Below are 26,106 nucleotides of genomic sequence, written 5' to 3'. Positions count from 1 at the left end.
GCGGCCGGATCGTGGTGACCTTGAGCGTCTGGTGCCAGCGTTCGAGCTTGCCGTTCGACTGCGGATAGTAGGGCGACGTCCGCACGTGCGTCATCCCCGCCAGCCGCACGAACTCCTTGAAGTCGCGGGCGATGAACTGCGGCCCATTGTCCGAGATGATCCGCGGGCGGGCGTCGGGATACTGCTCGCGCGCCCGCTGCAGGATCGTCTCGACGTCGGCGGTGGTCATGCGTTCGCGCAGCTCCCAATGCACGAGGAAGCGCGTGGCGCCGTCGAGGAGCGCGCACAGGTAGGAGAACGTCCCCGCAATATTGAGGTAGCTGATGTCGATGTGCCAATGCTCGTGCGGCGCGGTCGGCTGCACGAAGCCCGTGCCCTTCGTCGACGGCGTCCGGTTCCACCGGTCGAGCACCCCGGCCGCCCGCAGCACGCGATACACCGTCGCGGGACTCACCGCCACGATGTTCGCGTCGAGCATCCGGTAGGTCATGCGGCGATAGCCCTCCGGCGCATGCGTGTCGTGGTACGCGAGAATCGCCTGCCGCTCCGCCGGCTGCAGCCAGTGGTCGCGCGGCACGGGGCCGGCGGGCGTGTTGGCCATCCCGTAGCGCGCGGTCCAGCGATAGTACTGCGTCGGGGCCAGGCCCAGGCGCGCCAGCACCCAGCGCACCGACTGTTCGGTGCGCGCACTGAACGTCGACACGAAGTCGACGACCGCGTCGCGGAGATCGGGCGGGACCCATCGGTCGCTCAGGGCGCCCCAAGTTTTTTTTTCAGGGCGAGGTACTCCTCCGACACCTCGGCGATCACCGCATCCTTCTTCGCGAGCTTCGCCTCGAGCGCCGCGACGCGTGCCCGTTCGGCCGCCCCGGCCTGCGCCGCGCCCCGTTGCGAGCGCCCGTCCTGCAGCGCGGCGCCCAGGTGCTCGAAGGCCTGACGCTGCCAGAGGTAGAAGAGCGTGGGCTGGATGGCGTACTCGTCACACAGGTCCGAGACCGGGACCTTGTCGACGAGATGGCGGCGTAGGATCGTGGCCTTCTCATCCGGCGTGAACTGTCGCCGAGCTTTCTTCTTGCCATTCGGTCGACTCATGGACTCCTCCGAGCTCACGGCATAGAGTGAGCGGTTGGGAGTCACATTTCAACTGAGGCAGGACAACTGCACGAACCCGACCGGTGGAGTAGGCGCTATACAGATTACCTGGGGTGACGGATCGCACGGCACTTGCCGGTCGATCACCTTTTCACGAGGCCAGTACACGACCACGATCACGGTTCAGGTGCGTGATACTGGCGTAACTCTTCCTGCTCGATCCTACAGCGTGCAAGTGCAAGTCGAGGACCTAGATGTTTCTTGCCCCACTTGCGTATAAGGAAGATGGCCGACAGGCGCCTCTTCGCCGCAGATGCAATCGTCGAGAGGATGCGTTCATTGGCAAATCGACGATCGTCGCTCTGTTCAAGGCCATCGACCGAAGCCGTACCTAGGCCGACCATCGGACGTCGATCGCGAGCGAATCCGAGCGTGTTCGAAGACGTCCGTTTACTAGTCTCGTTGTCGTATGCTCATCCGGATCTGGTTTGCAGTTCGAGCACGCCTGGCCCTGCGTACCGTGCTACTGATAACTGCTGCAGCCCTACCGCTGGCAGGACAGGAGCGGGCCTCTCGGACGTTTGACCTCTTGAGGCCTGACATCAAAGGTCTGGATCTCTCGGGGACTGAGACGGGTACGGCAGGGTCGGTCCGTACCATTTTCGGCCCACCGGCGACACCCTTGCTGGCGGAACCAAGGTCAACGTTTCGATACGTGGTAACCGGTGCATTGCTCGGCGCAATCGTTGGTGGTATTTGGATTGGCGAACGGGCGTCACATGGATATCCAGGGAACGAGGCCGCACTCTCCCCCGGTAGCGCACGAACCCTTGGCGCCATCGTCGGGGGCGTAGTCGGTGCCGGAGTTGCTGCGCTGCTTCGGGCGGCGAAGAGTTCCCCGAAGAATCGCGATTCCGCAGGATGAAGCGACAATGCTCCCTTCTAGGACAGTTGGAGCTCCTGCGAGAACCTGGACAATCGCACGCGCGCGCCCGCTCAGGTTGGTCGGCGCTCTTGTCTTGGTGAACTGCTCCGCAGCATCAGAGCCACGCAGCGCGAGCCGGGTTTATGCGAGCGCCACCAACTTGATACTCGGCCCAGGCGAGAAGCTCGCTCTTGGTCTCTTCGTTGAGCGAGATGGGAAGTTGTATCAGTCGGGACACACGGATCTGGCAGATCCACTGCCGACGGGAGTTTCAGTTGCTTGGGCATCGCCAGACGAGCGGATCGCGACCGTCGATTCTTCGAACACGTTGACCGCGGTCGCCCCGGGTCATGTCGTCCTTCGCGGGTTTGCGGCGGGGGCCGCTGATTCTTTCTCGCTCGTCGTACGCGGAGCGACGGCCGCGACGCGGTCTTTCGTGTCTGTCGCTGGCGGAGGTTCCCATGTTTGCGCGCTTGGAGTCGACCGTATGGTGTATTGCTGGGGAAACGATTGGTCTGGGCAGCTAGGAAGTGGGGTATTGCGCAAGTACACCGTAACGGCTGCTCCAAACCGCGTTGTTGTTCTACGATCGGCCCAAGCAATTTCGGCAGGCACGAATCACACTTGCGCACTGGACGACTTCGGCGTTGTGTGGTGTTGGGGCGACGGACGGTTTGGACAGGTGAAACCCGGCACGAGTGGAGTATACGCTACACCGGTTTCGATCTCGCTTGCGGAGACGGTTATTGCAGTTAGCGCGGGAGGTGATCACACCTGCGCTATGGGTGTGACTGGCCGTATAGCGTGCTGGGGGCGTGGAACCGGTGCCTTCGCGTGGCTGCAGTCTCCAGGTGAGAGATTTGTTGAGGTTAGCAGCGGCTACAACCATTCATGCGCGGTTGACAACGTCGGTCGCGCTTACTGTTGGGGCAACAATGACGAGGGGCAGTTGGGGCTCGGCGATCGAATGGGACGCAGTCTTCCAACCCCAATTAGAAGCAACGAGCGGTATCGGGCCGTGTCTGCCGGCACTCGGTACACTTGTGGCGTGACCGCACCAGGCGAAGGACGATGCTGGGGCCTAGGGGATGGAGGCATACTCGGCTCCGGCGAGTTTCTGTCGACGAGCGTGCCGACCGCGGTTCGGAATGTTGGAGACTTCGTTCAGATTTCGGCTGGAACGAGGCACACTTGTGGAGTAGTTGCATCGGGCGCAGCCTACTGTTGGGGGCTTGACGACCGCGGCCAACTCGGCGACGGAGGCTCCACTACGCCTTTCCCCATTCTGAGCGACCTGATTCGTCCGGAACCTGTCCGCGTGATGTCCGACGTACTCTTTTCACGCATAAGTGCCGCTAGCGGGGACCATTCGTGCGCGGTGTCTCGCTTGGCCACCCTGTATTGCTGGGGCAACAATGCTCGAGGCGCGATCGGTATTGGCCGACTTGGGGGCGTCGAGGCTTGGCAGCCGACAAGCATCGAGTCGACTGAGCCCGTTCGGTCTGTTCCCTAATCGTTAGGAGATGGACCCCGAAAACGAGGCCACGTGTTGGGTTCTCGGTGTCACTCTGGTGTGCTTGAGAGATAGTGGCGCGGCGTGTAGCCCCTTGTTAGGTCCGGTGTTTGGTTAACAGTCGGGTTGGGGTTAGAGGCCTGAGATTGGCAAATGCCTGCAGGGGTACACCTCCGTTCAAGCTGCGATGCGGGCGCGCGGTGTCGTAAATGCGTCGCCATGGTTCAATGATCCATCGCTGCGACGCGGGTTTACGTAGTCTGCTGAGCACGAGTCAGGCGACGGCGAATCCACGAAGTACCTGCCAACGAGGAGCCTGCGCTAGTCTGGAGCAGGATCCGAGAGCTCGGGTTCGCACGCGCCCCTGCAGCCGCATCGAGCACTGGAGCCACGGCAGGTCCGCCGGTTTCCGCAAGTAGCGACTCGAGTAGCAGCTGCGGGATGCCTCCCCCCCACGCCACGCACGCCCGGCATCGGACCTCGGGTCGCCGCGCCGCGTGCCCCCCGCGGAGCGCACCTCGACGCCCGTTCACTTCCCCGAGCCGACCGACTGGCGGGCGCCCCCCACGGTAGCCGAATATCATGGCCTACCTCCCAAGCCCGGAAACTCCCGATGCGAGCCCTCCCCTGTCGATCCCTTCCGCTCGCTGTCGCCCTCGCGGCGGCGTTGATGCCGCTTGGCCAATCCGCCGCGCAGACGGCAAGCGCCGGCGCCGCCAGGGCGCGCACCGCCGACGCAGCGCCGGAACCCGGTGCGATGCCCCTCGACAGTGTGTTCAAGCCGGTGAAGTGGCGCTCGATCGGCCCGTTCCGCGGCGGACGCTCGGTCGCCGCCACGGGCGTCGTGGGCGACCCCAGGACGTACTACATGGGGACCGTTGGCGGCGGCGTGTGGAAGACCGACAACATGGGGATCACCTGGCGGAACATCTCCGACGGCTGGTTCAAGACTGCCACAGTCGGCGCGATCGCGGTGGCCGAGTCGGACCCGAACGTGGTGTACGTCGGCATGGGGGAGCACGCGGTGCGTGGCGTGATGACCAGCTCGGGCGACGGGGTCTATCGCTCCACTGACGCGGGGCGCAGTTGGAAGAAGATCGGGCTCGACGACAGCCGCCACATCTCGCGCATCATCGTCGATCCGCGCAATCCGGACGTCGTCTTCGTCGCGGCGCAGGGGGCGCTCTATGCGCCGTCCAAGATGCGCGGCGTCTTCAAGTCGACCGACGGTGGCGTGACGTGGAAGAACACGCTCTTCGTGGACGAGAAGACGGGGGCGGCCGAGCTGTCGATGGATGCGCACAACCCGCGCGTGCTGTACGCCGCCATGTGGGAGCATGGGCGGCGTCCGTGGCAGGTCATCAGCGGCGGGCCGGGGAGTGGTCTCTACAAGTCCACAGATGGTGGCGAGACCTGGGAGAAGATGACCAAGGGGCTCCCCGACAAAATGGGGAAGATGGCGATCGCCGTGAGCCGCTCGAACCCGGACAAGGTGTATGCCCTGATCGAGAGCGACTCCTACAGCGCGGCGCGCGGCCTCTACATGTCGACCGACGCCGGCAAGAGCTGGAGCCAGGTGACCAACGAGCCGCGCTTGCTGCAGCGCGCGTGGTACTACATCGAGCTGTTCATCGACCCCAAGGACGAGAACCGGCTTTACGTGCTGAGCGCACCGGCGCTCCGCTCCAACGACGGGGGGAAGACGTGGGAGGAGGTGCCGACGCAGCACGGCGACACGCACAACCTGTGGATCAACCCTGACGATTCGGACAACTTCATCCTCTCCGACGACGGCGGCTCCGCAATCTCGTTCGACCGCGGCAAGAGCTGGAGCACGCTGATGAACCAGCCCACGGGGCAGTTCTACCGGCTCAACGTCGACAACGAGTTTCCCTACCGCATCTACGCGGCGCAGCAGGACAACTCGTCGGTGCGGATCGCGAGCCAGGAGCTCGGCGGCGGTGGCATCACAACCGCGAGCTGGAGTGCGTCCGCGGGCGGCGAGAGCGCGTTCCTGGCCTTCGATCCAAACGACCCGCGCTACGTGCTGGGCGGGAGCTACGCGGGGACGATCGACGTGCTGGATACGAAGGCGCACGTGGGGACGAGCATCATGGCGGCGCCGATACAGTACCAGAGCATGGACGCGAAGGACATGAAGTACCGCTACAACTGGAACGCGCCGGTCATCTGGAGCAGGCATGAGCCCAACACCTTCTATCACGGCGCGCAGCTCCTGCTCAAGACGAGTGACCTCGGCAAGACGTGGAAGGAAGTCTCCCCCGACCTGACGCGGAACGACAAGGAGAAGCAAGGCAAGGCCGGCGTCCCCTACACGAATGAAGGCGTGGGGGCCGAGAACTACGGCGTGCTGGCGTACGTGGCGGAGTCGCCGCACGAGCGCGGCGTGATCTGGACGGGGAGCGACGATGGACTGGTCCACCTCACGCGCGACGGCGGGGCGACATGGAAGAACGTGACCCCCGCGGGGCTCGCCGAGTGCCTGATCAATGCCATCGAGGTGTCACCGTTCGACAAGGGGACGGCGTACATCGCGACGACGCGCTACAAGTTCAACGACCACACGCCTGGGCTCTACAAGACGACGGACTACGGGCAGACGTGGACGCGCATCAACACGGGGATCTCGCCTAACGCGTTCACCCGCGTGGTGCGCGAGGACGACGTGCGGCGGGACCTGCTCTTCGCGGGGACTGAGCTGGGTCTCTACGTCTCGTGGAACGGCGGGAAGGAGTGGGCGCCGTTCCAGCGCAACCTGCCCGTCACGCCGATCACCGACCTCAAGATCCATCGCGGCAACCTGATCGCGTCGACCGCGGGGCGCGGCCTCTGGGTGCTGGACGACCTGGCGCTGCTTCGGCAGTATCGCGCCGAGGGGCAAGAGTTGGCGCTCTATCGTCCGGCGGATGTGGTGCTGACGAACAGTGGGAGCGAGCTGGATGACTCGAAGGAGGAATTCACCGGTGCCAACCCAACGCGCGGCGTGAACCCGGCAAGCGGCATCGTGCTGTACTACCGGCTGCCGAAGCTGGAGAAGAGCGACAGCGTGACGCTCGAGGTGCGCAACGCGGCGGGGGCGCTCGTGCGCCGCTACTCGTCCAAGCAGGACACGACGGCGAAGAAGTGGGCGAGCGCCCCGCCGTCCGATCCGGTGCTCGCAACCGCCACGGGGCTCAACCGCATCGTCTGGGATCTCCGTCATGCGACGCTACCGGGAGTGCCCGGTCTGCACATGGAAGCGAACTACCGTGGGCACAAGGCGTCGCCGGGGTCGTATCGCTTCGCGCTGACCATGGGGAGCAGGACCGTCACGACCGAGGCGGCGATCCTCGCGAACCCACTGGTCGCGACGGATGCTGCGGGCTATGCGGAGTACGACGCCTTCATGTCGGCGATGGAGCGCGAATTCACCCAGATGCACGAGACGGTCAACCGGCTGAACCCGACGCAGGAGCGGCTGACGGCAGTGCTCGCGGAGCTGCCAGCCGGCGACGCATACGCCGCCATCAGGCGCGAGGGCGAGGCGCTCCTTGCGAAGCTCAAGACGTGGGACGAGGAGATGGTCCAGCGCCGCACGAAGGTCTACGACGACGTGGAGAACTTCCCGCAGAAGTTCACCGCGCATTACATCTTCCTCCTGAACCAGACGGAGAGCGAGCGCCCGCAGGTGAACCAGCCCGCCAAGGACCGTCGGGTGGAACTCGACAAGACGTGGGCGGCGCTCAAGGCGCGGGCCGAGGCGATGGTCAACGAGGACATTCCGGCGCTCGACCGGAAGCTGTCGGACGCCGGGATCGGGGCGATTGGGAAGACGTTGAAGCCGCGGGTGGTGCAGGAGTAGTCGTGCACTACGCGGGATGGAGAGCACGGCGATCGTGGCGTCGCCGGTGATGCCTTCGATGGTGCCGCCCCACCAACTACACGTTGCCGACAGTCGCGGTGGACGCCGCCAAGCGCGCGGACATGGTAGCGGCCGCTCGCATACCTTCACTCCCATCGAACACCCCACCGCATGCCTAACAACACCCCCCCCATCCGCACCCAGGCCGACCGCTCCCCCCACAAGGAGCACTCGGTCCCCGTCTACCTCACCTCCTCGTTCGTCTTCGACGACGCCGAAGAGATGCGCGCCGCGTTCGCCGACGAGATCGAACGCAATATCTACTCCCGCTTCACGAACCCGAACGTCACGGAGTTCGTCGACAAGATGTGCCAGCTCGAGGGCGCGGAGGCAGGCTACGCCACGGCCACGGGGATGGCGGCGGTCTTTGCCACCTTCGCAGGACTACTCGGCACGGGAGACCACATCGTCTCGGGGCGCGCGATCTTCGGGTCGACGCACACGATCCTCACGAAGATCCTGCCCCGCTTCGGGATCACGCACACCTACGTTGACGTCGCCGACGGGACCAAAGGGTGGGAGAGGGCGATCACGCCGGCCACGCGCATGATCTACGTGGAGACGCCGACGAATCCGGGGCTGGAGATCGCGGACCTGGAGGCGCTGGGCGCACTCGCGGCGGCGCGGGGGGTGCTGCTCGTGGTGGACAACTGCATGGCGACTCCAGTGCTGCAACAACCGCTTAGGTACGGGGCGCACCTCTCGGTACACTCGGCGACCAAGTTCATCGACGGGCAGGGGCGGGTGATGGGGGGCGTGGTGGTGGGGCGCGAGGATCTCATCCAGCAGATCTACGCCTTCTGCCGCAGCACGGGGCCCGCACTCTCGCCGTTCAATGCGTGGGTGCTCTCCAAGAGCCTGGAGACGCTCTCGCTGCGCATGGAGCGTCACTCGGCGAACGCGCTGGCGGTCGCGCAACACCTGGAAAGCAGCCCGGACCTGGAGCAGGTGCGCTATCCCTTCCTCCCGTCGCATCCGCAGTACGACGTCGCTCGCCTGCAGATGTCGGCGGGGGGCGGGCTGGTGGCGTTCACGGTGAAGGGTGGGATCGACCGGGGACGCCGCTTCCTCAACGCGCTCCGCCTGTGCTCGCTGACGGCGAACCTGGGCGACACGAGGACGATCGCGACGCATCCGGCATCAACCACGCACGCCAAACTCAGCGAAGCCGAGCGATTGGCGGTGGGCATCACGCCGGGACTCGTTAGGGTGTCGGTGGGGCTGGAGGCGATCGAGGACGTGATCGCGGATCTGGACCAGGCGCTTGTCGCGTCCCGGTAGCCGCGCGGTATCAGGCCATCACGGCGCGTCGCCGCGCTTGAGGAGTCCCAACGGATCCTCGGGGTCCACGCCGTCGTCGAAGACGCGCCCGCGGTCGCGGTGGGTGAGCTTGTAGACGGCGCCGAGCCAGTTGTTGAAGAACGCCTTGCCGCTGTCGCCCCAGGTGTTGTCCAGGAGCTGCACCACGTCCTGCTCCGGGAAGTTGGGGAGCGGCGCGCCCGAGCGATGTGCCGCGCGCGCCTTTTCCCACCATCGCTCGATGACGACGGCGGCTGCCTCGGAGATGTAGTGCTCGGGGTACGGGGGAACGTCGTCACGCTCGCCGGCGAACCAGCGGTGCGCCTCGCGGACGTACTCCTTGAGCAGGGAGTTGATGTCGTACTCGGGATGCCCCTGGAAGTAGACGACACGGAACTGATCGGCGCTCACCGCCAGGTGCACGCCGCCATCGGCGCTCTCGGCGAGCACGGTGAGTCCGGCCCGCTCGAACTGCGAACGGTCGATGTCGTTGTTCCGGGAATGCGGGACGTTGAAGCGCGTGTTGACGTCGCGCAGCAGGGGGTGCCCCGGCCTGGTCACGCGGTGGTCGTACACCCCCCAGCGCTTGGCCGGCAGCAGGACGCGGTCGATCCCGTGGAGGTGCTTGAGGAGGGAGTGCGTGGCAAGGCAGGAGCAGAGGACAGACGTCACGTGCTCCGATGCCCACTCGACGACGTCCTCGAGCGGCTGCCAGAACGGTTCCTCGTCGAGCGCCGGGTTGGCGACGTTGGCGCCGGTGATGATGAGCGCGTCCAGCCCCTCGGTGCGCAGCGCGTCGAAGGTGGTGTAGTGCCGGTCGATGTACGCGCGCGTCTCCGCGTTGCGCTCGATGCCCGGGACCGTGAACAGGTGCACGTACATCTGCACGATCTTGTTGGAGTTCCCCACCATGCGCAGGAACTGGCGCTCGGTGACGCGGAGCGCGGCGTCGGGCATCATGTTCAGAAGCCCGATGTGCAGCTCGCGGATGTCCTGGTGGAGCGCACCGTCCAGCGACAGCACCTCATGGCCGGCGTGGCGCAGGTCGTCGAAGGAGGGGAGCGAGGAGTGTGCGACGAGGGGCATGGGAGCGTGTCAGCGGTCGAACGTCCATCGTGTAGCGAACGGCACTACACGAAGATGACGTGCGATCACGCCTCGCTCAATTGGCCGCGGCGCCCTCGATAGCGGTAGTGCGGGCGGCACGCGGTACCGCCACCCCATCCCGCGCCCCCGCATACAGCGTCGCCGTCAGCAACCCCAGCGCCCCAGCCTGGTGCAGCGCCGCCAGCGATATCGGGACGTGAAGCAGAAGCGTCGCCACCCCCAGCGACACCTGCACCGCCGCCGCCAGCTGCACGAAGCCCCACGCTTGACGCGCCTTGGCGTCGGCGAGCGCCGACCGGCGCCGCCACGCATACCAGAGCGCGAGCCCAAGCGTCACGAGCGCGAGCGTGCGGTGATGGAACTGCACCGCGGCCGGGTTCTCGAACCAGTTGCGCCACATCGGCGTCAGGTCGCCATACGTGGGCGGAAGTACGCTCCCCCCCATCAGCGGGAAGGTGTTGTACACCAGCCCCGCATCGAGCCCGGCCACGAATCCGCCACTGAGAATGACGACGAAGACGAGCGCCGAGAGCGCCAGCGCGCCGCCGTTGGGTTCGGTGTGATCGGTGGCCGCGGCGTCGCCCTCGCTGGCGGGAAGCAGACGAAAGGCGGTCCACGCCGCCACGACATAGATGACGACGGCCAGCGCCAGGTGTGCCGTTAGGCGGTACTGCGACACCGAAGTCCGCTCCGACAGCCCGCTCTGCACCATGTACCACCCCATGGCCCCCTGCAACGTGACGAGGAGCGGCAGGTTGGCCATGCGCAGCCGCAGCGACGGGCGAATGCGCCCGCGCAGCAACAAGACGAAGAACGGAACGGCGATGACGAGCCCCACCAGGCGCGCCACCAGGCGGTGCGCCCACTCCCAGAAGAAGAGCGACTTGAACTTCTGGAGCGTGATTCCGGCGTGAACGGTCTGCGCCTCGGGGATCTGCTGGTACTGCGCGAACGCATGCTCCCACGCCGACTCGGAGAGCGGGGGGAGGACGCCGGTGATGGGCTTCCAGACGGTGATCGAAAGCCCGCTCTCGGTGAGTCGCGTGATCCCGCCGACGACGAGGACGGCGAGGACGGACAACATGGTGGCATACAGCCACCGCCTCACGGCGCGATCGTTGGCGGCAGAGGGGATGTAGGTCACGTCGATGTCTTCAACGCTGGTCGTGCGCCACGGTGTGTGCGCAACGCCGGGCGCGGAGTCGATCGAGGGACGGATCGAGGTCACGGGCTCGCACTCCCGGTCCGCGCCACGAGCACGCGGCGCGCGCCGTCGTACGTGACGAGGACGACGCGCCCCGCCCCAAGTGTAATCGTGGTGTCGAGCGAAAGGCGCGCCGGAATCGACTCGGCGGCCCGGCGGGCGCGTTCCTCCCGCTCCCGCCCCTCGCGTTCACCCAGCACGGTGTCCGACTCAGCGCCCGGGCGCACTTGCTCGCCGGTGACGCCGGTGGTCCCGGCAATGGAGTCCTGCGCCGTGGCGGTGGCCGAGTCCAGGCGAGCGAGCGTGACCAGCAGGTGCCGCTCGCCGGGGCGGAGCGCGTGCTCGCGCAGCACGTGCATGGGGCGGTCGTGGCGCAGCCCGTCGCCCTGCACCACGTCGCGCACGGCGACGGAATCGTCAACCGTCAGTCGCAATTCGTAGCGCGCAAAGCGCCCCTCGCACTCGAAGCGAAGGCGCATGTGCGCAGGCCGCGCTTCCAGCTCCTCGTCCGAGAGGCGGCGACAATGCTCCACGCGCTCCGGGCGCGCGCTCCAACTCAGGCGCACCCACGCCGAGTCGCCGCGCGCATCGGTGGTGGGGATGAAGGAGGCGGCGCGCAGGGCGACGAGAAAGAGGACGCTGGCGGCACCGACGGCGACCGCGCGGGCGGGAGTGGGGCTCATCTCCCCTCCTTGGTGGCGGCAGGTGGGACGGGCTCGCACAGCGCGTCGGGGTCTTCCAGCTCCTCAGGTGCAACGATTCCCAATGGCAGGAGCGAATCGCGGAAGTCGCGGAACGCGGTGAGCGTAGCCGCCTGGTCGCCGATGACCATGATGGCGGTGGACACACGGCGACGGTCGACGCGTGCCTGCAGCTCGGCTTCGCGCTCGTTGTACAGGCGCTCCTCCAGCCAACGCGGTCCCTCCTTCCCGCGGCAGTCGCGCGGCGGACAGGAGAAGACGATCACGCCGGCGGCTCCACCGCGCAGCGCAAGCTCCACCACCGACGAGTGCAGGTTGCCGCTGCATGGCACGCCTTGCACCACCGCCCCTTCGCGACGCAGCGCATCGAGCTGCGCCGGCGCGGCGTTCTCACAACAGATGGCCAGCACCTGCGGGCGCGAGGTGACATGCAAGATGTCGCGCGCCAGCACGCGAATGTCGGAAATCTGGTCGCGCCCAGTGCGATGCAGTGGTCCCACGCCCATCGGCGCGCACGAGCCGGCGCAGATGCCGCAGCTCACGCATAACGCGGGATCGACGTGCGCCACGAGCGTGGGGCGATCGTCGTCGCGCTTGCGCATCGTGATCGCTTCCCACGGGCAATCCTGCGGGCACTGGTTGCAGCCGGTGCACAGGCGCGGATCGACCACGCTGGGTGCGAACGAGCCCTCGCGTGGGCGCCGCGTTAGGCGCGGCACCAGCAGGAGCAAGACGAACGTGCCCACGGCTCCGCTCCACGCCCCCCACACCGGAAGCTTGGCGGCGAGCGGGAGCCAGAACGCATAGAAGAGGTTGAGCGGGACCTCTGACGGTACGACGAACGGATCGGCGTGCGGCGGGAGCGGTGCGGGGAGGAGGAGCGCCAGCGCCACGAGACCGCCGATCATCCCCCAGAGCAACGGGCGCGGCGGGAGGAGCGTGGGGCGCGCAATGCGCGAGACGTGCAACCAGATGCCGGCGCCGGCGCCGAGTGGGAGGGCGACGTGCAGGAAGAGGTTGAGGAAGAAGAAGGCTGAGGGGATGGGGCGATCGCCGGCGAAGGTGCGCGACACCGGCTCGGAGAGGACGGGGAGCGCATCGAGCAGGCGCGCGCCGGCGAGGGCGAGCTGGGCGCCGAAGGTGTCCCACACCATCACGAATCCTGTCCACCCGCTCGTGAATAAGAGGAGGAGGAGGACGACGCCGGAGACCCACGCCAGCGTGCGCGGCCCCCAACTGCGCGCCTGCGCGAAAAGGCGGATGACGTGTGCGACGATTGCCACCACGAGCGCATCGGAGGCAAAGCGATGTACGCCGCGCATCCATCGCCCGATGAAGGGGTCGGCCTGCAGGCGAGCCACCGATTCCCAGGGGGCGCTCACTCTATAGAAGATGAGCAGGTAGAGCCCGGTGACGATGAGGACCGTGAGGAGGGCGACTGCGATGGCGCCGCTCTGGTGCAGCGGGTTGTAGCGCCATCCAAGCAGGCGATGACACGCGCTGTCGAGAGCGCGGACGAGGCGAAGGGCGGAGCGTTCGAGCGACCGCATGCCAGCTGGGCGAGTGGACGGGGACCGTGCCACGGCCGACAGCATTGCGGCGGGGTGAAGTCCCTCTTGCGGCGAGTTTATCATATTCACATGATAAATGCAACGCAGCCCGACCCCGCTGCACCCGCCGCCGCCACACTCGCTCCGCTCGTCGCACTCGCCGAACCCGCATGCCGCTGAGCAGCACCACGCAATACGCCTTGCGCGCGGTCTTGTACGTCGCCGAACATGGGACCAACTATCCCGTGCCGGTCGACGCCATTGCCGCCGACCTGCGCGTTCCGCGCAACTATCTCTCGAAGACGCTGCATGCTCTCGCGCGCGCGGGGGTGCTCACATCCGGGCGCGGTCCGCGCGGCGGCTTTCGCCTTGCACGCGCGGCGCGCGACCTCACGCTGGGCGATGTGGCCGCTCCCTTCGACGACGTCGAGGAGAGCAAGTGCATCCTGGGGCGCACGAGTTGCGGCTGGAAGAACCCCTGCTCGGCGCATCCGCGCTGGGAGGCCATCTCGCATGCGCAGCGCGAGTTCTTCCGGCGCACGACGATCGCCGACCTGCTGGGCGAGATCGCCGAGCAGCCGGCCATGGCGCCGCGGCACGACCTCGCGTTGCACGAGCATCGTGTCCCCACGCGCGGCCCCACGCCCGGTGTGCCGGCGGCGTCGCGCGCCGGCGCGAAGAAGGCTGCCGCCAGGTCATCCCCCTCCAAGACCACCCCCTCGAAGCAGTCGCCTGCCGCGCGGGCGTCCGCGAAGCAGGCCGCCGTGAAGCAGTCTCCCGCCACGCGCACGCGCCGTGGCTAGTCCCTGCCGTACCACCTTCCTCCCCGAGGTCCTCCGTGTCCGATCATGCGTCACCGCCTGACGAGTCGCCGCCCTTGATGCAGCGGCTCTTCGACAATGTGTTCCTGCTGCTGGCGCTTGGCATCGTCGTGATGTTCATCGTCTACACCGGGTGGGGGATGTGGGAGATCCTGTCGATGCCGCAAGGCACCTTACCGTGAGGGGAGCATGCTGACCAAGGTTCATACCGGACTGGATGCGGCCCCCGGCGTATGGTGGAAGCCGGCGCACAAGGCCGAGAAGGTGTGGGTGGCGATTGCCTTCGCCTGGTGCATGGTGCTGTTTGCCATGATGCCGCTGTGGCACTGGCGCGGCGGGCAGAACCCGTCGGGGATCAGGCGCCGGGTGGAGCCGCGGGCGTTCTATGCCCGCACGCAGGAGTTTGCCAAGCAATACCAGGTGGGGACCGACCGCGGGCTCCCCATCGTGCAGCCGCCGGCTGGGAGCGACGTGTACATGACCGCGCTCACCTTCCAGTGGTATCCCATCCTGCAGCTCACGCAGGGCGAGACGTACCGTTTGCACCTGTCGGCGCTGGACGTGAACCACGGCTTCAGCCTGTATCCGCTGAACGTGAACTTCCAGATCGTTCCCGGCTACGACTACGCGCTCGAGGTGACGCCCACGGCCTCGGGTGACTTCCGCATCATCTGCAACGAGTTCTGCGGTATTGGCCACCACACGATGGTGGGACGCGTGATCGTGCTCGACAAGGCGGGCCAACGCGTGAGTGACAACGCCAACGCCCGCCTGGGCAACGGAGCCACCCCATGAGCGCCACGCTGACAGCATCCGGCGCGGCCGACGCGTTCCGTACCTGCGCGTTCACCGGCCGCCGCATCCATCGTCAGGCAGAGGCGCTCGTCAAGGCCAACGCCGTCGTCGCCGTCGTCTCGCTCCTCATTGGCGCGATCGCGGCCCTCCTGCTGGTGCTCACGCGCTGGCAGGCCGTGCATCTCCTCCCCGCGGTGTGGTACTACCGCATCCTCGGGGTGCACGGGATGAACATGCTCATCTTCTTCATCATCTACTTCGAGATGGCGGTGCTCTGGTTCACCTCGACCGCGCTGCTCAATGCGCGGCCGGCCAATCCCAAACTGGGGTGGGTGAACTTCGGGTTGATGCTCCTGGGGACGATCCTGGTCGAGTGGATGCAGTGGAGTGGCAAGGCCGACGTCCTCTTCACATCGTATCCGCCGCTCAAGGCGCACCCGATCTTCTACCTTGGCATCATCCTGTTCGCGGTTGGGGCGCTGCTGGTCGTGGCGCAGTTCTTTGCCACGCTGGTGATCGCCAAGCGCGAGAAGACGTATGAGGGGTCGCTGCCGCTGGTGGTGTACGGCGCAATGACCGCGGCGATCATCGCCGTGATCACGCTCCTGCACGGTGCCATCATCTACATCCCGACCTTCCTCTGGTCCATCGGCGTGATCAAGTCGGTCGATCCGCAGATCTATCGCATGATCTGGTGGGCGCTTGGTCACTCCTCGCAGCAGATCAACGTCGCGGCGATGGTGGCGGTGTGGTACATGCTCTCGGCGCTTACCGTGGGCGGCGTGGTGCTCAACGAGAAGGTGAGCCGCTCGGCGTTCGTGCTCTACGTGTTGTTCATCTCCATGGCGTCGGCGCACCATCTCCTGGTCGATCCGGGGTTCGGGCCGGCGTGGAAGGTGGTGAACACGTCGTACTTCATGTACATGGCGGTGCTGGCGTCGATGATCCACGGCTTCACGGTTCCGGCGGGGATGGAGCTCGGGATGCGACTGCGCGGTTACACGCAGGGGCTGTTTGGCTGGCTGCGGCGCGCGCCGTGGGGCGACCCGGGCTTCAGCGGCATGGTCTTCTCCGTCGTCGTCTTCGGTTTCGTGGGAGGGATCACCGGCGTGACCATCGGGACCGAGCAGATCAACATCATCGCGCACAACACCATGCGCATCCCGGGGCACTTCCATGCCACGGTGGTGAGCGGGACGGCGATGGCGTTCATGGCGGCGACGTACTACCTCCTCCCGCTCGTCTTCCGTCGCAAGGTTGCGTTCTGGGGAGCGGCGAAGATCCAGCCGTATCTCTTCGCCATCGGGATGCTCCTGCTCTCCATGGGGATGACGTTTGCCGGCTCGTTCGGGGTTCCGCGGCGGCACTGGGACATCTCGTTCTCGCAGGCGCCGTTCAGCGTGCAGTTCAACCCGGCCGTCGACCTCGTCCTTGCCGTGATGGGCATTGGCGGGATCATGGCGGTGACCGGTGCACTTCTGTTCATCGCGATCGCGGTCAAGTCGGTATTCTTCGGTGAGCCGCTGGGGGAGATCGTCCCGGGGCGGGCCGTGGCCGGCGTGCCGCAGGGGTTGACCAATCCGCCGGTGCATCCCGCCAACGTGGATGAGGTCAACGAGCGGTTGCATCGCGAGAACCCGAGCTGGATCGGGCCGACGCCGGGGACCATGGCGCTGGTCGGCATCTTCCTCGCGGCGTTCGTGGTGTACTACTTCACCAACTGGAAGCTCCTGAGCGTGCTGTGGAAGGTCGGGTAGCAACACTCGAACAGACGACGGTCGATGCGCGCGCCCGGGGAAGGACTCCCGGGCGTGGCATCGCGGTCGTGACGCTGGCGCTCCTCCTGGTGATCACTGCCGGGTGGTGGGCGCTGGCCTTGATGCCGTTGGGACAGGCGCCGCCGGCGTGGGTGGTGCGCACGCGCGCCGCCTGCTTCGGATCGGTAGGCTCCGGCCTCCCGTCGGCGGGCGGCTGGGTGCTCCTCATCGGCGAACCCATCGGGATGATCGGGACGCTCATGGCCGTGTGGGGAAAGGCATTGCGGAGCGACCTCGCGTGGCTGGCCGCGCGCGGGTGGGGGAAGGTGGCGATGCTGTCGACGTTAGGCGCCCTGGCGTGGGGGGGCGTGCTGGCCGCGCAGCGGGTGCTGGGCGCACTCGACCTCGCGGGGCCCGCCGCCTTCGACGTGAACGCCGCGGCGCAGCCGGTGCCGCGCCTCGACCTCGAGGCGCCGCCGCTGGTCCTCACCGACCAGACGGGGGGGCGCTTCGACCTGGCGCAGGCCAAGGGGACGCCCGTCATCGTCACCTTCGCCTTTGCGCACTGTGCCGACGTGTGCCCCACGCTGGTGCACCAGCTTCGCGAGGCGAGAGCGCAGGCAACGCGCGAAGTGCCCATCGTGGTCGTCACGCTCGATCCGTGGCGCGACGTCCCCGAACGGCTCCCGCACATCGCCAAGCAGTGGAGCATGGATGCGGGCGACAAGGTGCTGAGCGGGAGCGTGGACGAGGTGACGGCCGTACTCGATGGATGGGGAATTGGACGTGCCCGTGACGGAGCCACCGGCGACATCTCGCATGCGGCGGTGGCCTTCCTCGTCGCCGCCAATGGCCGCCTGACGGCGCGCCTCGATGGAGGGATCGACCGCATGCGAGAGCTTCTGGCCACACCGTAGGCGCGGCGTGTCGGCGGTTCCCAAAGCGACACCCGCATCGGCTCCCGTGTCGCCTCCAGTTTCGGTGACCAGCGGACCACGCTTCCTCCTCCCGGGCGAGCACTTCGCCACGGCGCTGGTTTTCCTCGTGTTGGCCGGCGTTGGCGCGGTGTGGCAGGCGCCGATGCTCGCCGTGGGCGGCTATTCGGCGCACCAGGTGCTGGCGGTGGTCCATTGCGTCACCTTGGGGTGGCTCACGACCTCCATCATGGGGGCGATGTACCAGTTTCTCCCGGTTGCCGTGGGCGTTCCCATCGCATCGGAGCGCCTGGCCCATGTGAGCTTTGCCTGCTATGCCCCGGGGGTGCTGGCCTTCACGGTTGGGCTGGCGCTGGATCGCCAGACGTTGCTCCTGGCGGGGGTGGTGGCGCTGGTGACGGGGGCGACGCTGTTCGTGGCCAACGCGGCGGTCACGCTGCGCCGAGCCACCACGCGCGACCCGCTCTGGCTGGCGCTGGCGTGCGCGCTGGTCTTCCTCGTCGTGACGCTGGTGCTGGGCGCCGCGCTGAGCGCCAACCTGCGCCTTGCCTTCCTGGGCGTGGCGCGCCCCATCGCGCTCGGCGCGCACCTGCACATCGCGCTGGCCGGCTGGGTCCTGCTGTCGATCATTGGGGTGTCGCAGCGCCTCTTCCCCATGTTCCTGCTGAGCCATGGCGGGAGCGATCGCTACGCGCCCTGGGCGGTGCGCCTCACGGCTGCCGGGGCGGGCGCACTGGCGGTACTGCATCACGTCCCCATCGCCGGGCGCTGGCTCCCCGCCGTCCTCATCGTCAGCGGCGTGGTTGCCTTTCTCCTGCAGGTGCGCGAGTACTACGCGCATCGCTTCCGCAAGGCGCTGGACGTGGGGATGCGACTCGCGGCGGTGGCACTCACCGGCCTCGGCGTTGCGCTGCCGCTTGCGCTCGTCACCGTGGCGGGGCTCGCGCCGCCGCGCGTGCAGGTGGCGTATGTGGCGCTGGTGCTCACCAGCGTGAGCGCTTTCGTGGCCGCGCACTTCTACAAGATCGTCCCGTTCCTGGTGTGGAATCACCGCTTCGGGCCGCTGGCGGGGACGCGACCGTTGCCCAGGGTTGGCGAGCTCTACTCGGCCCGGGGGGCGTGGAGCGCGGCGTGGCTCTATGCGAGCGGGAGCGTGGTGCTGGTCGCCAGCGCCGCCATGGGGATCACGCTGGGCGTTCGTACAGGCGCTGCCCTCTTTGCCGCGGGTGCGCTGGTGACCAGCATTCAGGTGGTGGCGCTCTTCAGAAAACGTCCGTGAGAGTACGTCCGTGAAGGAACGTTCATGAGTGATCCTCTCCCCACCGCGCTCGAGCAGGGGGTGCTCGACGCGCTGTCCACGGTGATAGACCCCGAGGTGGGGCTCGACGTGCGCACGATGGGGCTCGTCTACGACGTCACTGTTGCTGCTGACGGGGCGGTGGGCGTCACCTATACCCTCACGACACGCCATTGCCCCATGAGGGCACACATCACGTCCGGGATCGTCCAGGCGATCTCGCGCGTCCCTGGAGTCACGCGCGTCGTTCCCACGTTGGTGTGGGAGCCCGCATGGCACCCGGGCCTGATCCAGGAGGGTCGGCCATGAACCTGTTACGAGATGACCTGCCGTTGGCGCTGCAAGTCGTGGATCCATCGAAAGTCGTCGAGTGCGATGTGCGCGAAGACCTGCGCCAGGGGCGCGAACCGTTCGCACGGCTCATGGCGGCACGGGGCGAGGTGCAGGAGGGTGGGGCGCTCTGCGTGCGCGCGATCTTCGAGCCCGTCCCGCTCTATTCCGTCATGACGAGGCACGGCCTGGCGCACTACACCGAGCAACTGGCGCCTGACGACTGGATGATCTGGTTCTATCGCGCAACGCCTGTGCTCGACGTGCGCGGGATGGAGCCGCCGGAGCCGCTCTCGTACACGCTGGCCGCGCTCCGCGACCTCCCCGACGAGGTGACGCTCGTGCAGGTCAACGCGCGCGTCCCCATGATGCTCCTGCCGCGACTGGAAGAGCAGGGCTTCTCGTACGACGTGCAGAAGCTTGGCGAGAACCGTGTGCACGTGTTCATCAAGCGCGCGGGCCCTGCGCGCGCGCAGGCCTAACGACTCAACCCCTCCCCCCGGTTATCCGCATGTCATCGCTCGATCGCCCGCTCGACGGGGAAGCGCTCGTCCTCGACCTCGAGCACGAGCACGCGCAAATGCACGCGCTCCTTCCCGACAAGCACGGCCGCACCGCCCGCACCATCCTCAAGAGCGGGGCGCTGCGCCTCACGCTCATCTCCCTGGCTCCGGGTGGCGTGCTCCCCGAGCACGCGGCGGCCGGCCCCATCACGGTGCAACCCATCGAAGGGACGATGCACTTCACGGTCGACGACACCGGCTACGACCTGGGGCCCGGCTCGATCGTGACGGTGGGGGCGCACGTGCGCCACGCGGTGACGAGTGCGACGGGGGTGACCTTCCTGCTCACGGTGGCGATGCCGGAGTCGGGGGGCGCGCCGAGGTAGGCTCCCGAACCAAGGGGCGCCGCGGCGCGGGCGTAGCACGGATCGCGAGGTTGCTCGCACGGGTACAGATTTCTTCCTTCACCCGCTCGGACCCCCTCATGCGTCTCGCGATCCCTCGCGCCGTTTCGGCGGCTTTCATCTCGTCGCTCCTCGTCCCCGCGCTCCTCGCTGCCCAGGGACCGCCGGGGCGACAAGGGACGCCGATCCAGCCGGGTGAACACTGTCCGCCCGGGATGACCGAGGTGCGTCCGCGCAACTGCCAGGCGCCCACCATGCCGCCGCCGAGCATCCTCGATTATCGACCGAGGAACACGCTCAAGACCGTGGCGCACAAGGTGCCGAAGGCGAAGTTTCCCGCCATCGACTACCACGGTCATCCCACGTCGCAGCTCTCCTCGCCTGAGGGATTGAACCAGCTCGGCGATGATCTCGACGCGCTCAACGTGCGCGTGATGGTAGCGGCCAACAACGTCTCTGGCGAGTCGCTCAAGCGGCAGATAGCCCTCGTGCAGTCGTCGCCGCGCATGAAGGACCGCGTGCGCATCCTGACCGGGATCGACTTCCGGGGCGTGGGGCCGGGGTGGGCGGAGAAGGCGGTGGCGCAACTGGAGGCCGACGTTGCAGCTGGCGCTGTCGGCGTGGGGGAAATCGGCAAGGGGCTGGGGCTGTCGACCAGGAAGGCCGATGGTTCACGCCTGTCGATCGACGATCCGGCGCTCGACCCGGTGTGGCAGGCGGCGGCGCGACTCAGGATCCCCGTCTTCGTTCACACCGCCGACCCGCAGGAGTTCTGGGAGACGATCGACTACAACAACGAGCGCTGGCTCGAACTCGCCCTCTTTCCCGGGCGACGCTACCCCGCCGATCAGTATCCGTCGTTCGAGACGTTGATGACCGAGCGCGACAACATGATCAAGCGCAACCCGAAGACGACCTTCGTGATTGCGCACATGGGGTGGCACGCCAACGACCTGGAGCGACTGGGGAAGATGTTCGACGCCAATCCCAACCTCCTCACCGAGGTGGGAGCGGTGCTGTACGACATCGCCAGGCAGCCGCGCGCCGCGCACGATTTCTTCATCAAGTACCAGGACCGCATCCTCTTCGGGAAGGACTCGTTCCAGCCCGAGGAGTATCCATACTACTGGCGCGTTTTCGAGACGCGTGACGACTACTTCGACTACTACCGCCCGTACCACGCCTTCTGGAAGCTGTACGGGATCGACCTGCCAGATGCGGTGCTGAAGAAGGTGTACTTCGGCAACGCGCTGAGAATCACTGGCGGGCTCCCGCAGTCGGGGTGGCCGAAGTAGGGACGACTCGCTGCAGCATCCCTCTCGATAGGTGAGTTGACCCTACCGGGGGGGAGCGCGCAGGATAAACTTGATTCATGCATCGCCCGGTCTGGATTCGCGTCCTCACGCTGCTGTGGGGAGTATGGTTTGCCACGGCGCTCATAGAGCCGGCGGGAATCCTCGCGTGCGCGATGCATGGGAACGCGGCGGCGAGCGCGCAGCACGGGGAGCCGCTCGCGACGTCGACGTCGGCCTCGCATGGGGCGCATGGGGCGCATGGGGCGCATGGGGCGCATGGGGCGCATGGCGCGCAGGGCGCGCACACCACACCGGCCGCGCATGCATCGGCGGCTGCGCTCGCTGACGCGCCATCGGGCGATGCCACGCACGGCTGCTGCACGTGCCTGGGACAGTGCTGCACCGCCGCGCCGGTCACGACCCCCGCGGTGGTCGAGGTGGCCGTCGCGCGCGAGGTGCATGAGGACGCTGTCGCGCCGGTGGTGCAGCGCGCCGAGTCGCGGGAGTGGCGCGACCACACCCTCCCCTTCGCGAACGGTCCCCCGATCGTCGCCTGAGTACCGCGCCTGAGTACCGCCGAGCACTGGTGCGCGCCTAACGCGGCACCGGCGCGCCGGCAGGCAGCTCCCACATCATCAGGTGACGACGATCGATCCCGGCGACGGCCCGAGATCGCGCGGGCGCGTGCATATGGCAGGCGCGATCCGCTGCATCCCGGCTGTCCGGCGAGGTGCGATGTCGTCCGTTCCCCTCACCTTCCGGATCGACTTCGATCATGCGTTCCATTCTGCTTCCTACCGTGAGCGTCGCGCTCGCGCTGATGGCCAGCGGCGCTCGCGACCTCGATGCACAGCGCCCCACCTCTGCTGGGCGCGACAGCGCGGCCACGCGCGATTCGGCGACCACGATTGCCGGCGTGCGCGTGACCGCCGAGCGCGATACCAGGGCGGCCATCACGCGCCTAACGCTTCCGGTTACCGCCAGCATCACCGCGCAACGGGTGCGTGAGACCGTCAACCTCGTCGACACGCCCGATGCGGTGAAGTACCTCCCCAGCGTCTTCATCAGGAAGCGCAACAACGGCGACACGCAGGCGGTGATGGCCACGCGCACGTGGGGGGTGAGTTCCAGCGCGCGCTCGCTCATCTACGCCGATGGTGTTCCGCTCACCGCGCTCATCGCCAACAACAACACCATCGGTGGTCCGCGCTGGGGGCTCGTGGCGCCGGAGGAAATCGCGCGCATCGACATGATGTACGGTCCGTTCTCGGCCGCCTACGCGGGGAACTCCATGGGGGCCGTCATGGAGATCACGACGCGCATGCCGGAACGTTTCGAGGGGAGCGTCACGCAGGGGCAGGCGTGGCAGGCGTTCTCCCTGTATGGTACCGACCGCACCTTCGGGACGACGCAGACGTCGGCGCGGTTCGGCAATCGCTTCGGCAAGCTCTCGTTTGTCGTGAGCGGCAACTACCAGGATTCGCACTCGCAGCCGCTCACCTACGTGACGAGTGCCACGTTCCCGGCCAACACGACCGGCGGGGTCGCTGGGCTCAACAAGCTCAACGCGGCGGCCAACATCCTTGGTGCCTCGGGGCTCCTGCACTCGCAGATGACCAACGCCAAGGCGAAGGTTGCCTATGACCTGACGCCGAACGTGCGGGCGGCGTACACCTATGGATGGTGGGAGAACGACGCCAACGCTGGCGTCGACAGCTACCTGCAGCGCTCGGGCGATGCGACCTTCGCCGGCCAGTCGGGCTTTGCCAGCGGGAACTACAACCTGCTGCAGCGCCACAGCTCGCAGTCGCTCTCCGTGCGTCGCGACACGCGCCGTGACTGGGACTTCGAGGTGGTGGGGACGCGCTACGACTTCGGCACCGACCGGCAGCGCTTCCCCACGTCGGCATCGGCGACGGGGACGACGTTCGGGGCGGCCGGCCGGGTGGCGGTGCTGAGCGGGACCGGGTGGGAGACGCTCGACCTCAAGGGGACTTGGCACCGTGGAGGGCTCAGCGCGGCGCACACCGTCTCCTTCGGTGCGCATCACGACCGATACGAACTGGTGAACCCGACGTATACGACCGCCGACTGGACCAGCGGGGAGCCCTACACCGGGGTTGCCACCCGCGGCGACGGGAAGACGCGGACCAGCGCGCTGTGGGCGCAGGATGCCTGGCAACTGGCGCCGGCGTTGCGCCTGACGGTGGGTGGGCGCTGGGAGACGTGGCGCGGCTACGACGGCGTGAACGTGAATGGTGCGACCACCGTGCGGCAGCCGGAGGTCGAGGCGACCAAGTTCTCCCCCAAGGCGTTGCTGGCCTGGAACGGCGCGCGCGACTGGAAGGTGACGGCGTCGTTGGGCAAGGCGTATCGCTTTGCGACGGCGGCGGAGCTGTACCAGCTCGTGACGACGGGGGCGACGTTCACCTCCCCCGACCCTAACCTCAAGCCGGACAACGTACTGGCGAGCGAACTCCGCGTGGAGCGCCAGCTCGCGCGCGGGCGCGTGCAACTGGCGCTGTTCAACGACGACGTGCATGACGCCATCATCTCGCAGTTCAAGCCGCTCGTGGCCGGGTCGTCGACGCTGTACTCCTACGTCTCCAACGTGGACCACGTGCGCTCGCGCGGCGCGGAGCTGGTGCTCAACGGGCGCGACCTCGTGGTGCGCGGGCTCGAGCTGTCGGGGAGCGTGACCTATCTCAATGCCCGCACGCTCGCCACGTCTGGGCGCGCGAGCGCAACGGCGCCGGCCAGCGCGGCCATCGGGAAGCATCTCCCCAACATTCCCGACTGGCGCGCGAACTTCGTGGCGACGTACCGGCCGGGGGAGCGCGTGGGGGTGACGCTGGCCGGGCGCTACAGCGGGCCGCTCTGGACCACGCTCGACAACGCCGACGTGAATCCCAACACGTACCAGGGCTTCAGCGGCTGGTTCGTGGCCGACGCGGTGGCCAATGTGCGCCTGATGCACAACGTGCATGCGACGTTAGGCGTCGACAACCTGCTGAATCGCAAGTACTTCCTCTTTCACCCGTTCCCGCAGCGAACCCTCAGCACGAGCGTGCGTTATGCGTTCTGAGTCGGGCGTGTGGCTGGCGGCCGCGGGCACGCCGGCGCGCGTTAGGCGCGCGTGGGCAGTGCTGGCGGCTGCCTTGGTTGTCTTGGCCGCGGGGGAGGTGCGCGTCGTTGCGGCGCAGGCGCGCGCGGGGGTCGCGTCGTTGTCCGTGGACGGACGGTCGAGCGACAACGTGTCCATTGCCGCGAGCGGGCGGTTCGTCGCGGTGTCGTGGTCGGCGGCGGGGACGGGGGTGGTGGACATCTATGCCGCGGCGAGCCGCGACGGCGGGGCCACGTTCAGCGCGCCGGTGCGTGTGAACGACACGCCGGGCCGCGCGCGCGTGAACGCGGAGATGCCGCCGCGCGTCGCCCTGGTTCCGCGCGCGGGCGGGGGGCGCGAACCCGAAGTCGTGGTGGTCTGGACCAACAAGGAAGAGCAGGGGTGGCGACTGCTCGTGGCTCGCTCGAGCGACGGCGCGCGCAGCTTCGGCGCCACGGCGATCGTTCCCGGAAGCGGGGAAGGGGGGAGCCGAGGATGGGAGTCGATTGCCGTGGATGCCGCGGGACGTGTGGTCGTGGCCTGGCTCGATCATCGCGAACTGGAAGGGGTCGCGCGTTCGTCGACGAAGCGCGCGACGGGCGACGGCAAAAGCTCGGCGGCGCCTAACGCGCCGAAGGTCTCCACTGCGGCGCCGATGGGGGCGCACGCGCACGCGTCACCGGGTGACGAGATGTCGGAATCCGAGCGCATGGCGGGGCACTCGCAACTCTACGCCACGACGCTCGGCGGCGCCGCGCCGCGCGCGATTGCGCGCAGCGTGTGCTACTGCTGCAAGACCTCGATGACGTCGTCGGGGCGTGACGTCTACGTCGTCTGGCGCCATGTCTTTCCCGGCAACCAGCGCGACATCGCCATCGCCGCGTCGCGTGACGGCGGGGAGAAGTTCGGCGAGCCGACGCGCGTGAGCAACGACCGGTGGGTCTTCGATGGCTGCCCTGACAACGGTCCGGCGGTTGCGGTCGACGGGGCCAAGCGCGTGCATGTTGCGTGGGTGACGCCCGAGGCGGGGGGCGATCCGTCGAAGATGGTCCTCTATCACGCGACGTCGAGCGATGCCCGCACGTTCACGACGCGTGTTCGTGTTCCGGCGAAGGGACTGCCCGGCCATGCGCAGTTGGCGACGGAAGCGGGTGGCGACGTGCTCCTGGCGTGGGATGAAGTCGGCAATGGGACACGACGCGTGAGGCTCGCGCGGGTTCGCGTCGAGAAGGGTGGGAACGCCGTGATCGCAACGCTGGCGGGGCCGGACGTAGGCCCGGGAAAGAGCCCGACGGTGGCGACGGCGGCGGTGGGGACGCTCCTGGCGTGGGTGCGGACTCCGTCAGGCGCGCCCAGTTCGATCGGAGTCGCGCGCGTGCCGTAGCGAAGGGAGCGCGCGGGGCGTGCGCGGGGAGTGCGCGGGGCGTGCGCGGGGAGTGCGCGGGGAGTGCGCGCGAGGCGTAGCTCGTCTCCGCGTTGAGCAGGTGGCGCATCGGGCGCCGCGGAACGATGTTCTGCGGCGCCCGTGCCGTTGTCGTCGAGTACCACTCCCC

At 67.5% G+C, this 26,106-nt stretch carries 23 protein-coding genes; 16 read left to right on the top strand and 7 right to left on the bottom strand.

Annotated elements, in window-relative coordinates:
* Both IT359_07155 and IT359_07150 read right to left on the bottom strand, forming a co-directional pair.
* On the bottom strand, window positions 1-703 hold a 703-nt coding region (locus IT359_07155), incomplete at its 3' end, for a transposase (GenBank protein MCC6928752.1).
* A gap of 47 nt (window positions 704-750) precedes the next feature.
* Complete coding sequence (locus tag IT359_07150) at window positions 751-1,092, bottom strand: transposase (GenBank protein MCC6928751.1); 342 nt, start codon at window positions 1,090-1,092, stop codon at window positions 751-753.
* Window positions 1,093-2,177: 1,085 nt separating this feature from the next.
* On the opposite strand from IT359_07150, the gene IT359_07145 reads away from it, so the two are divergent.
* From IT359_07145 to IT359_07135, 3 genes are all read left to right on the top strand, one after another.
* Window positions 2,178-3,530, top strand: coding sequence for a hypothetical protein (locus tag IT359_07145; protein MCC6928750.1), 1,353 nt, complete (start codon window positions 2,178-2,180; stop codon window positions 3,528-3,530).
* A gap of 613 nt (window positions 3,531-4,143) precedes the next feature.
* Entirely contained in the window at window positions 4,144-7,392 is a 3,249-nt protein-coding gene (locus IT359_07140; protein ID MCC6928749.1) for a hypothetical protein, read from the top strand.
* A gap of 171 nt (window positions 7,393-7,563) precedes the next feature.
* Complete coding sequence (locus IT359_07135) at window positions 7,564-8,733, top strand: PLP-dependent transferase (GenBank protein ID MCC6928748.1); 1,170 nt, start codon at window positions 7,564-7,566, stop codon at window positions 8,731-8,733.
* Window positions 8,734-8,751: 18 nt separating this feature from the next.
* On the opposite strand, the gene IT359_07130 is transcribed toward IT359_07135, so the two are convergent.
* The 4 genes from IT359_07130 to IT359_07115 form a co-directional block, all read right to left on the bottom strand.
* Complete coding sequence (locus IT359_07130) at window positions 8,752-9,837, bottom strand: homoserine O-succinyltransferase (protein MCC6928747.1); 1,086 nt, start codon at window positions 9,835-9,837, stop codon at window positions 8,752-8,754.
* 76 nt (window positions 9,838-9,913) lie between these two features.
* Window positions 9,914-11,086 (bottom strand): COX15/CtaA family protein, encoded by a 1,173-nt coding sequence (locus IT359_07125; GenBank protein ID MCC6928746.1) that lies wholly within the window; start codon window positions 11,084-11,086, stop codon window positions 9,914-9,916.
* A complete protein-coding gene (locus IT359_07120) occupies window positions 11,083-11,745 on the bottom strand; it encodes a hypothetical protein (protein MCC6928745.1) in 663 nt (220 codons plus the stop codon). The genes IT359_07125 and IT359_07120 overlap by 4 nt, the downstream gene beginning before the upstream one ends.
* Complete coding sequence (locus IT359_07115; protein ID MCC6928744.1) at window positions 11,742-13,313, bottom strand: hydrogenase iron-sulfur subunit; 1,572 nt, start codon at window positions 13,311-13,313, stop codon at window positions 11,742-11,744. Before IT359_07115 ends, IT359_07120 begins: the two co-directional genes overlap by 4 nt.
* A gap of 170 nt (window positions 13,314-13,483) precedes the next feature.
* On the opposite strand from IT359_07115, the gene IT359_07110 reads away from it, so the two are divergent.
* The 11 genes from IT359_07110 to IT359_07060 all read left to right on the top strand — a co-directional run bounded on the left by IT359_07110 (window position 13,484) and on the right by IT359_07060 (window position 22,007).
* Window positions 13,484-14,116: an RrF2 family transcriptional regulator gene (locus IT359_07110; protein ID MCC6928743.1), complete on the top strand. Its 633-nt coding sequence runs from the start codon at window positions 13,484-13,486 to the stop codon at window positions 14,114-14,116.
* A 35-nt stretch (window positions 14,117-14,151) separates the two neighbouring features.
* Window positions 14,152-14,316, top strand: coding sequence for a hypothetical protein (locus IT359_07105; GenBank protein MCC6928742.1), 165 nt, complete (start codon window positions 14,152-14,154; stop codon window positions 14,314-14,316).
* A 7-nt stretch (window positions 14,317-14,323) separates the two neighbouring features.
* Window positions 14,324-14,929 (top strand): hypothetical protein, encoded by a 606-nt coding sequence (locus IT359_07100; protein MCC6928741.1) that lies wholly within the window; start codon window positions 14,324-14,326, stop codon window positions 14,927-14,929.
* Window positions 14,926-16,686 carry a cbb3-type cytochrome c oxidase subunit I gene (locus tag IT359_07095; GenBank protein ID MCC6928740.1) on the top strand — a complete coding sequence of 587 codons (1,761 nt, stop codon included), beginning with the start codon at window positions 14,926-14,928 and terminating at the stop codon, window positions 16,684-16,686. The genes IT359_07100 and IT359_07095 overlap by 4 nt, the downstream gene beginning before the upstream one ends.
* Complete coding sequence (locus IT359_07090; GenBank protein MCC6928739.1) at window positions 16,671-17,603, top strand: SCO family protein; 933 nt, start codon at window positions 16,671-16,673, stop codon at window positions 17,601-17,603. Before IT359_07095 ends, IT359_07090 begins: the two co-directional genes overlap by 16 nt.
* Before the next feature lie 46 nt (window positions 17,604-17,649).
* Window positions 17,650-18,900, top strand: a complete 1,251-nt coding sequence (locus IT359_07085; GenBank protein MCC6928738.1) for a hypothetical protein — start codon at window positions 17,650-17,652, stop codon at window positions 18,898-18,900.
* Window positions 18,901-18,924: 24 nt separating this feature from the next.
* Window positions 18,925-19,227: a metal-sulfur cluster assembly factor gene (locus IT359_07080; protein MCC6928737.1), complete on the top strand. Its 303-nt coding sequence runs from the start codon at window positions 18,925-18,927 to the stop codon at window positions 19,225-19,227.
* Entirely contained in the window at window positions 19,224-19,730 is a 507-nt protein-coding gene (locus IT359_07075; GenBank protein ID MCC6928736.1) for a DUF2249 domain-containing protein, read from the top strand. Before IT359_07080 ends, IT359_07075 begins: the two co-directional genes overlap by 4 nt.
* Before the next feature lie 29 nt (window positions 19,731-19,759).
* Window positions 19,760-20,137, top strand: a complete 378-nt coding sequence (locus IT359_07070) for a cupin domain-containing protein (GenBank protein ID MCC6928735.1) — start codon at window positions 19,760-19,762, stop codon at window positions 20,135-20,137.
* Window positions 20,138-20,235: 98 nt separating this feature from the next.
* The gene (locus IT359_07065) at window positions 20,236-21,450 is read left to right on the top strand and encodes an amidohydrolase family protein (GenBank protein MCC6928734.1); all 1,215 of its coding nucleotides are present in this window, start codon (window positions 20,236-20,238) and stop codon (window positions 21,448-21,450) included.
* 77 nt (window positions 21,451-21,527) lie between these two features.
* On the top strand, window positions 21,528-22,007 hold the full coding sequence (locus IT359_07060; GenBank protein ID MCC6928733.1) for a hypothetical protein: 480 nt from the start codon (window positions 21,528-21,530) through the stop codon (window positions 22,005-22,007).
* Between the two features lie 37 nt (window positions 22,008-22,044).
* Here the strand turns inward: IT359_07060 and IT359_07055 are convergent, their stop codons facing one another.
* Window positions 22,045-22,236, bottom strand: a complete 192-nt coding sequence (locus IT359_07055; protein MCC6928732.1) for a hypothetical protein — start codon at window positions 22,234-22,236, stop codon at window positions 22,045-22,047.
* Window positions 22,237-22,249: 13 nt separating this feature from the next.
* Here IT359_07055 and IT359_07050 point away from each other — a divergent pair, with 13 nt between their 5' ends.
* Together IT359_07050 and IT359_07045 are read left to right on the top strand one after the other, a co-directional pair.
* Complete coding sequence (locus IT359_07050) at window positions 22,250-24,535, top strand: TonB-dependent receptor (GenBank protein ID MCC6928731.1); 2,286 nt, start codon at window positions 22,250-22,252, stop codon at window positions 24,533-24,535.
* Window positions 24,525-25,937, top strand: a complete 1,413-nt coding sequence (locus tag IT359_07045; protein MCC6928730.1) for a hypothetical protein — start codon at window positions 24,525-24,527, stop codon at window positions 25,935-25,937. The genes IT359_07050 and IT359_07045 overlap by 11 nt, the downstream gene beginning before the upstream one ends.
* The last annotated feature ends 169 nt before the right edge of the window (window positions 25,938-26,106 follow it).

The sequence above is a fragment of the Gemmatimonadaceae bacterium genome (genome assembly GCA_020852815.1).
GTDB lineage: Bacteria > Gemmatimonadota > Gemmatimonadetes > Gemmatimonadales > Gemmatimonadaceae > SCN-70-22.
Note: the sequence above shows the minus strand (reverse complement) of the source record. Positions and strands in the feature narration are given on the sequence as shown.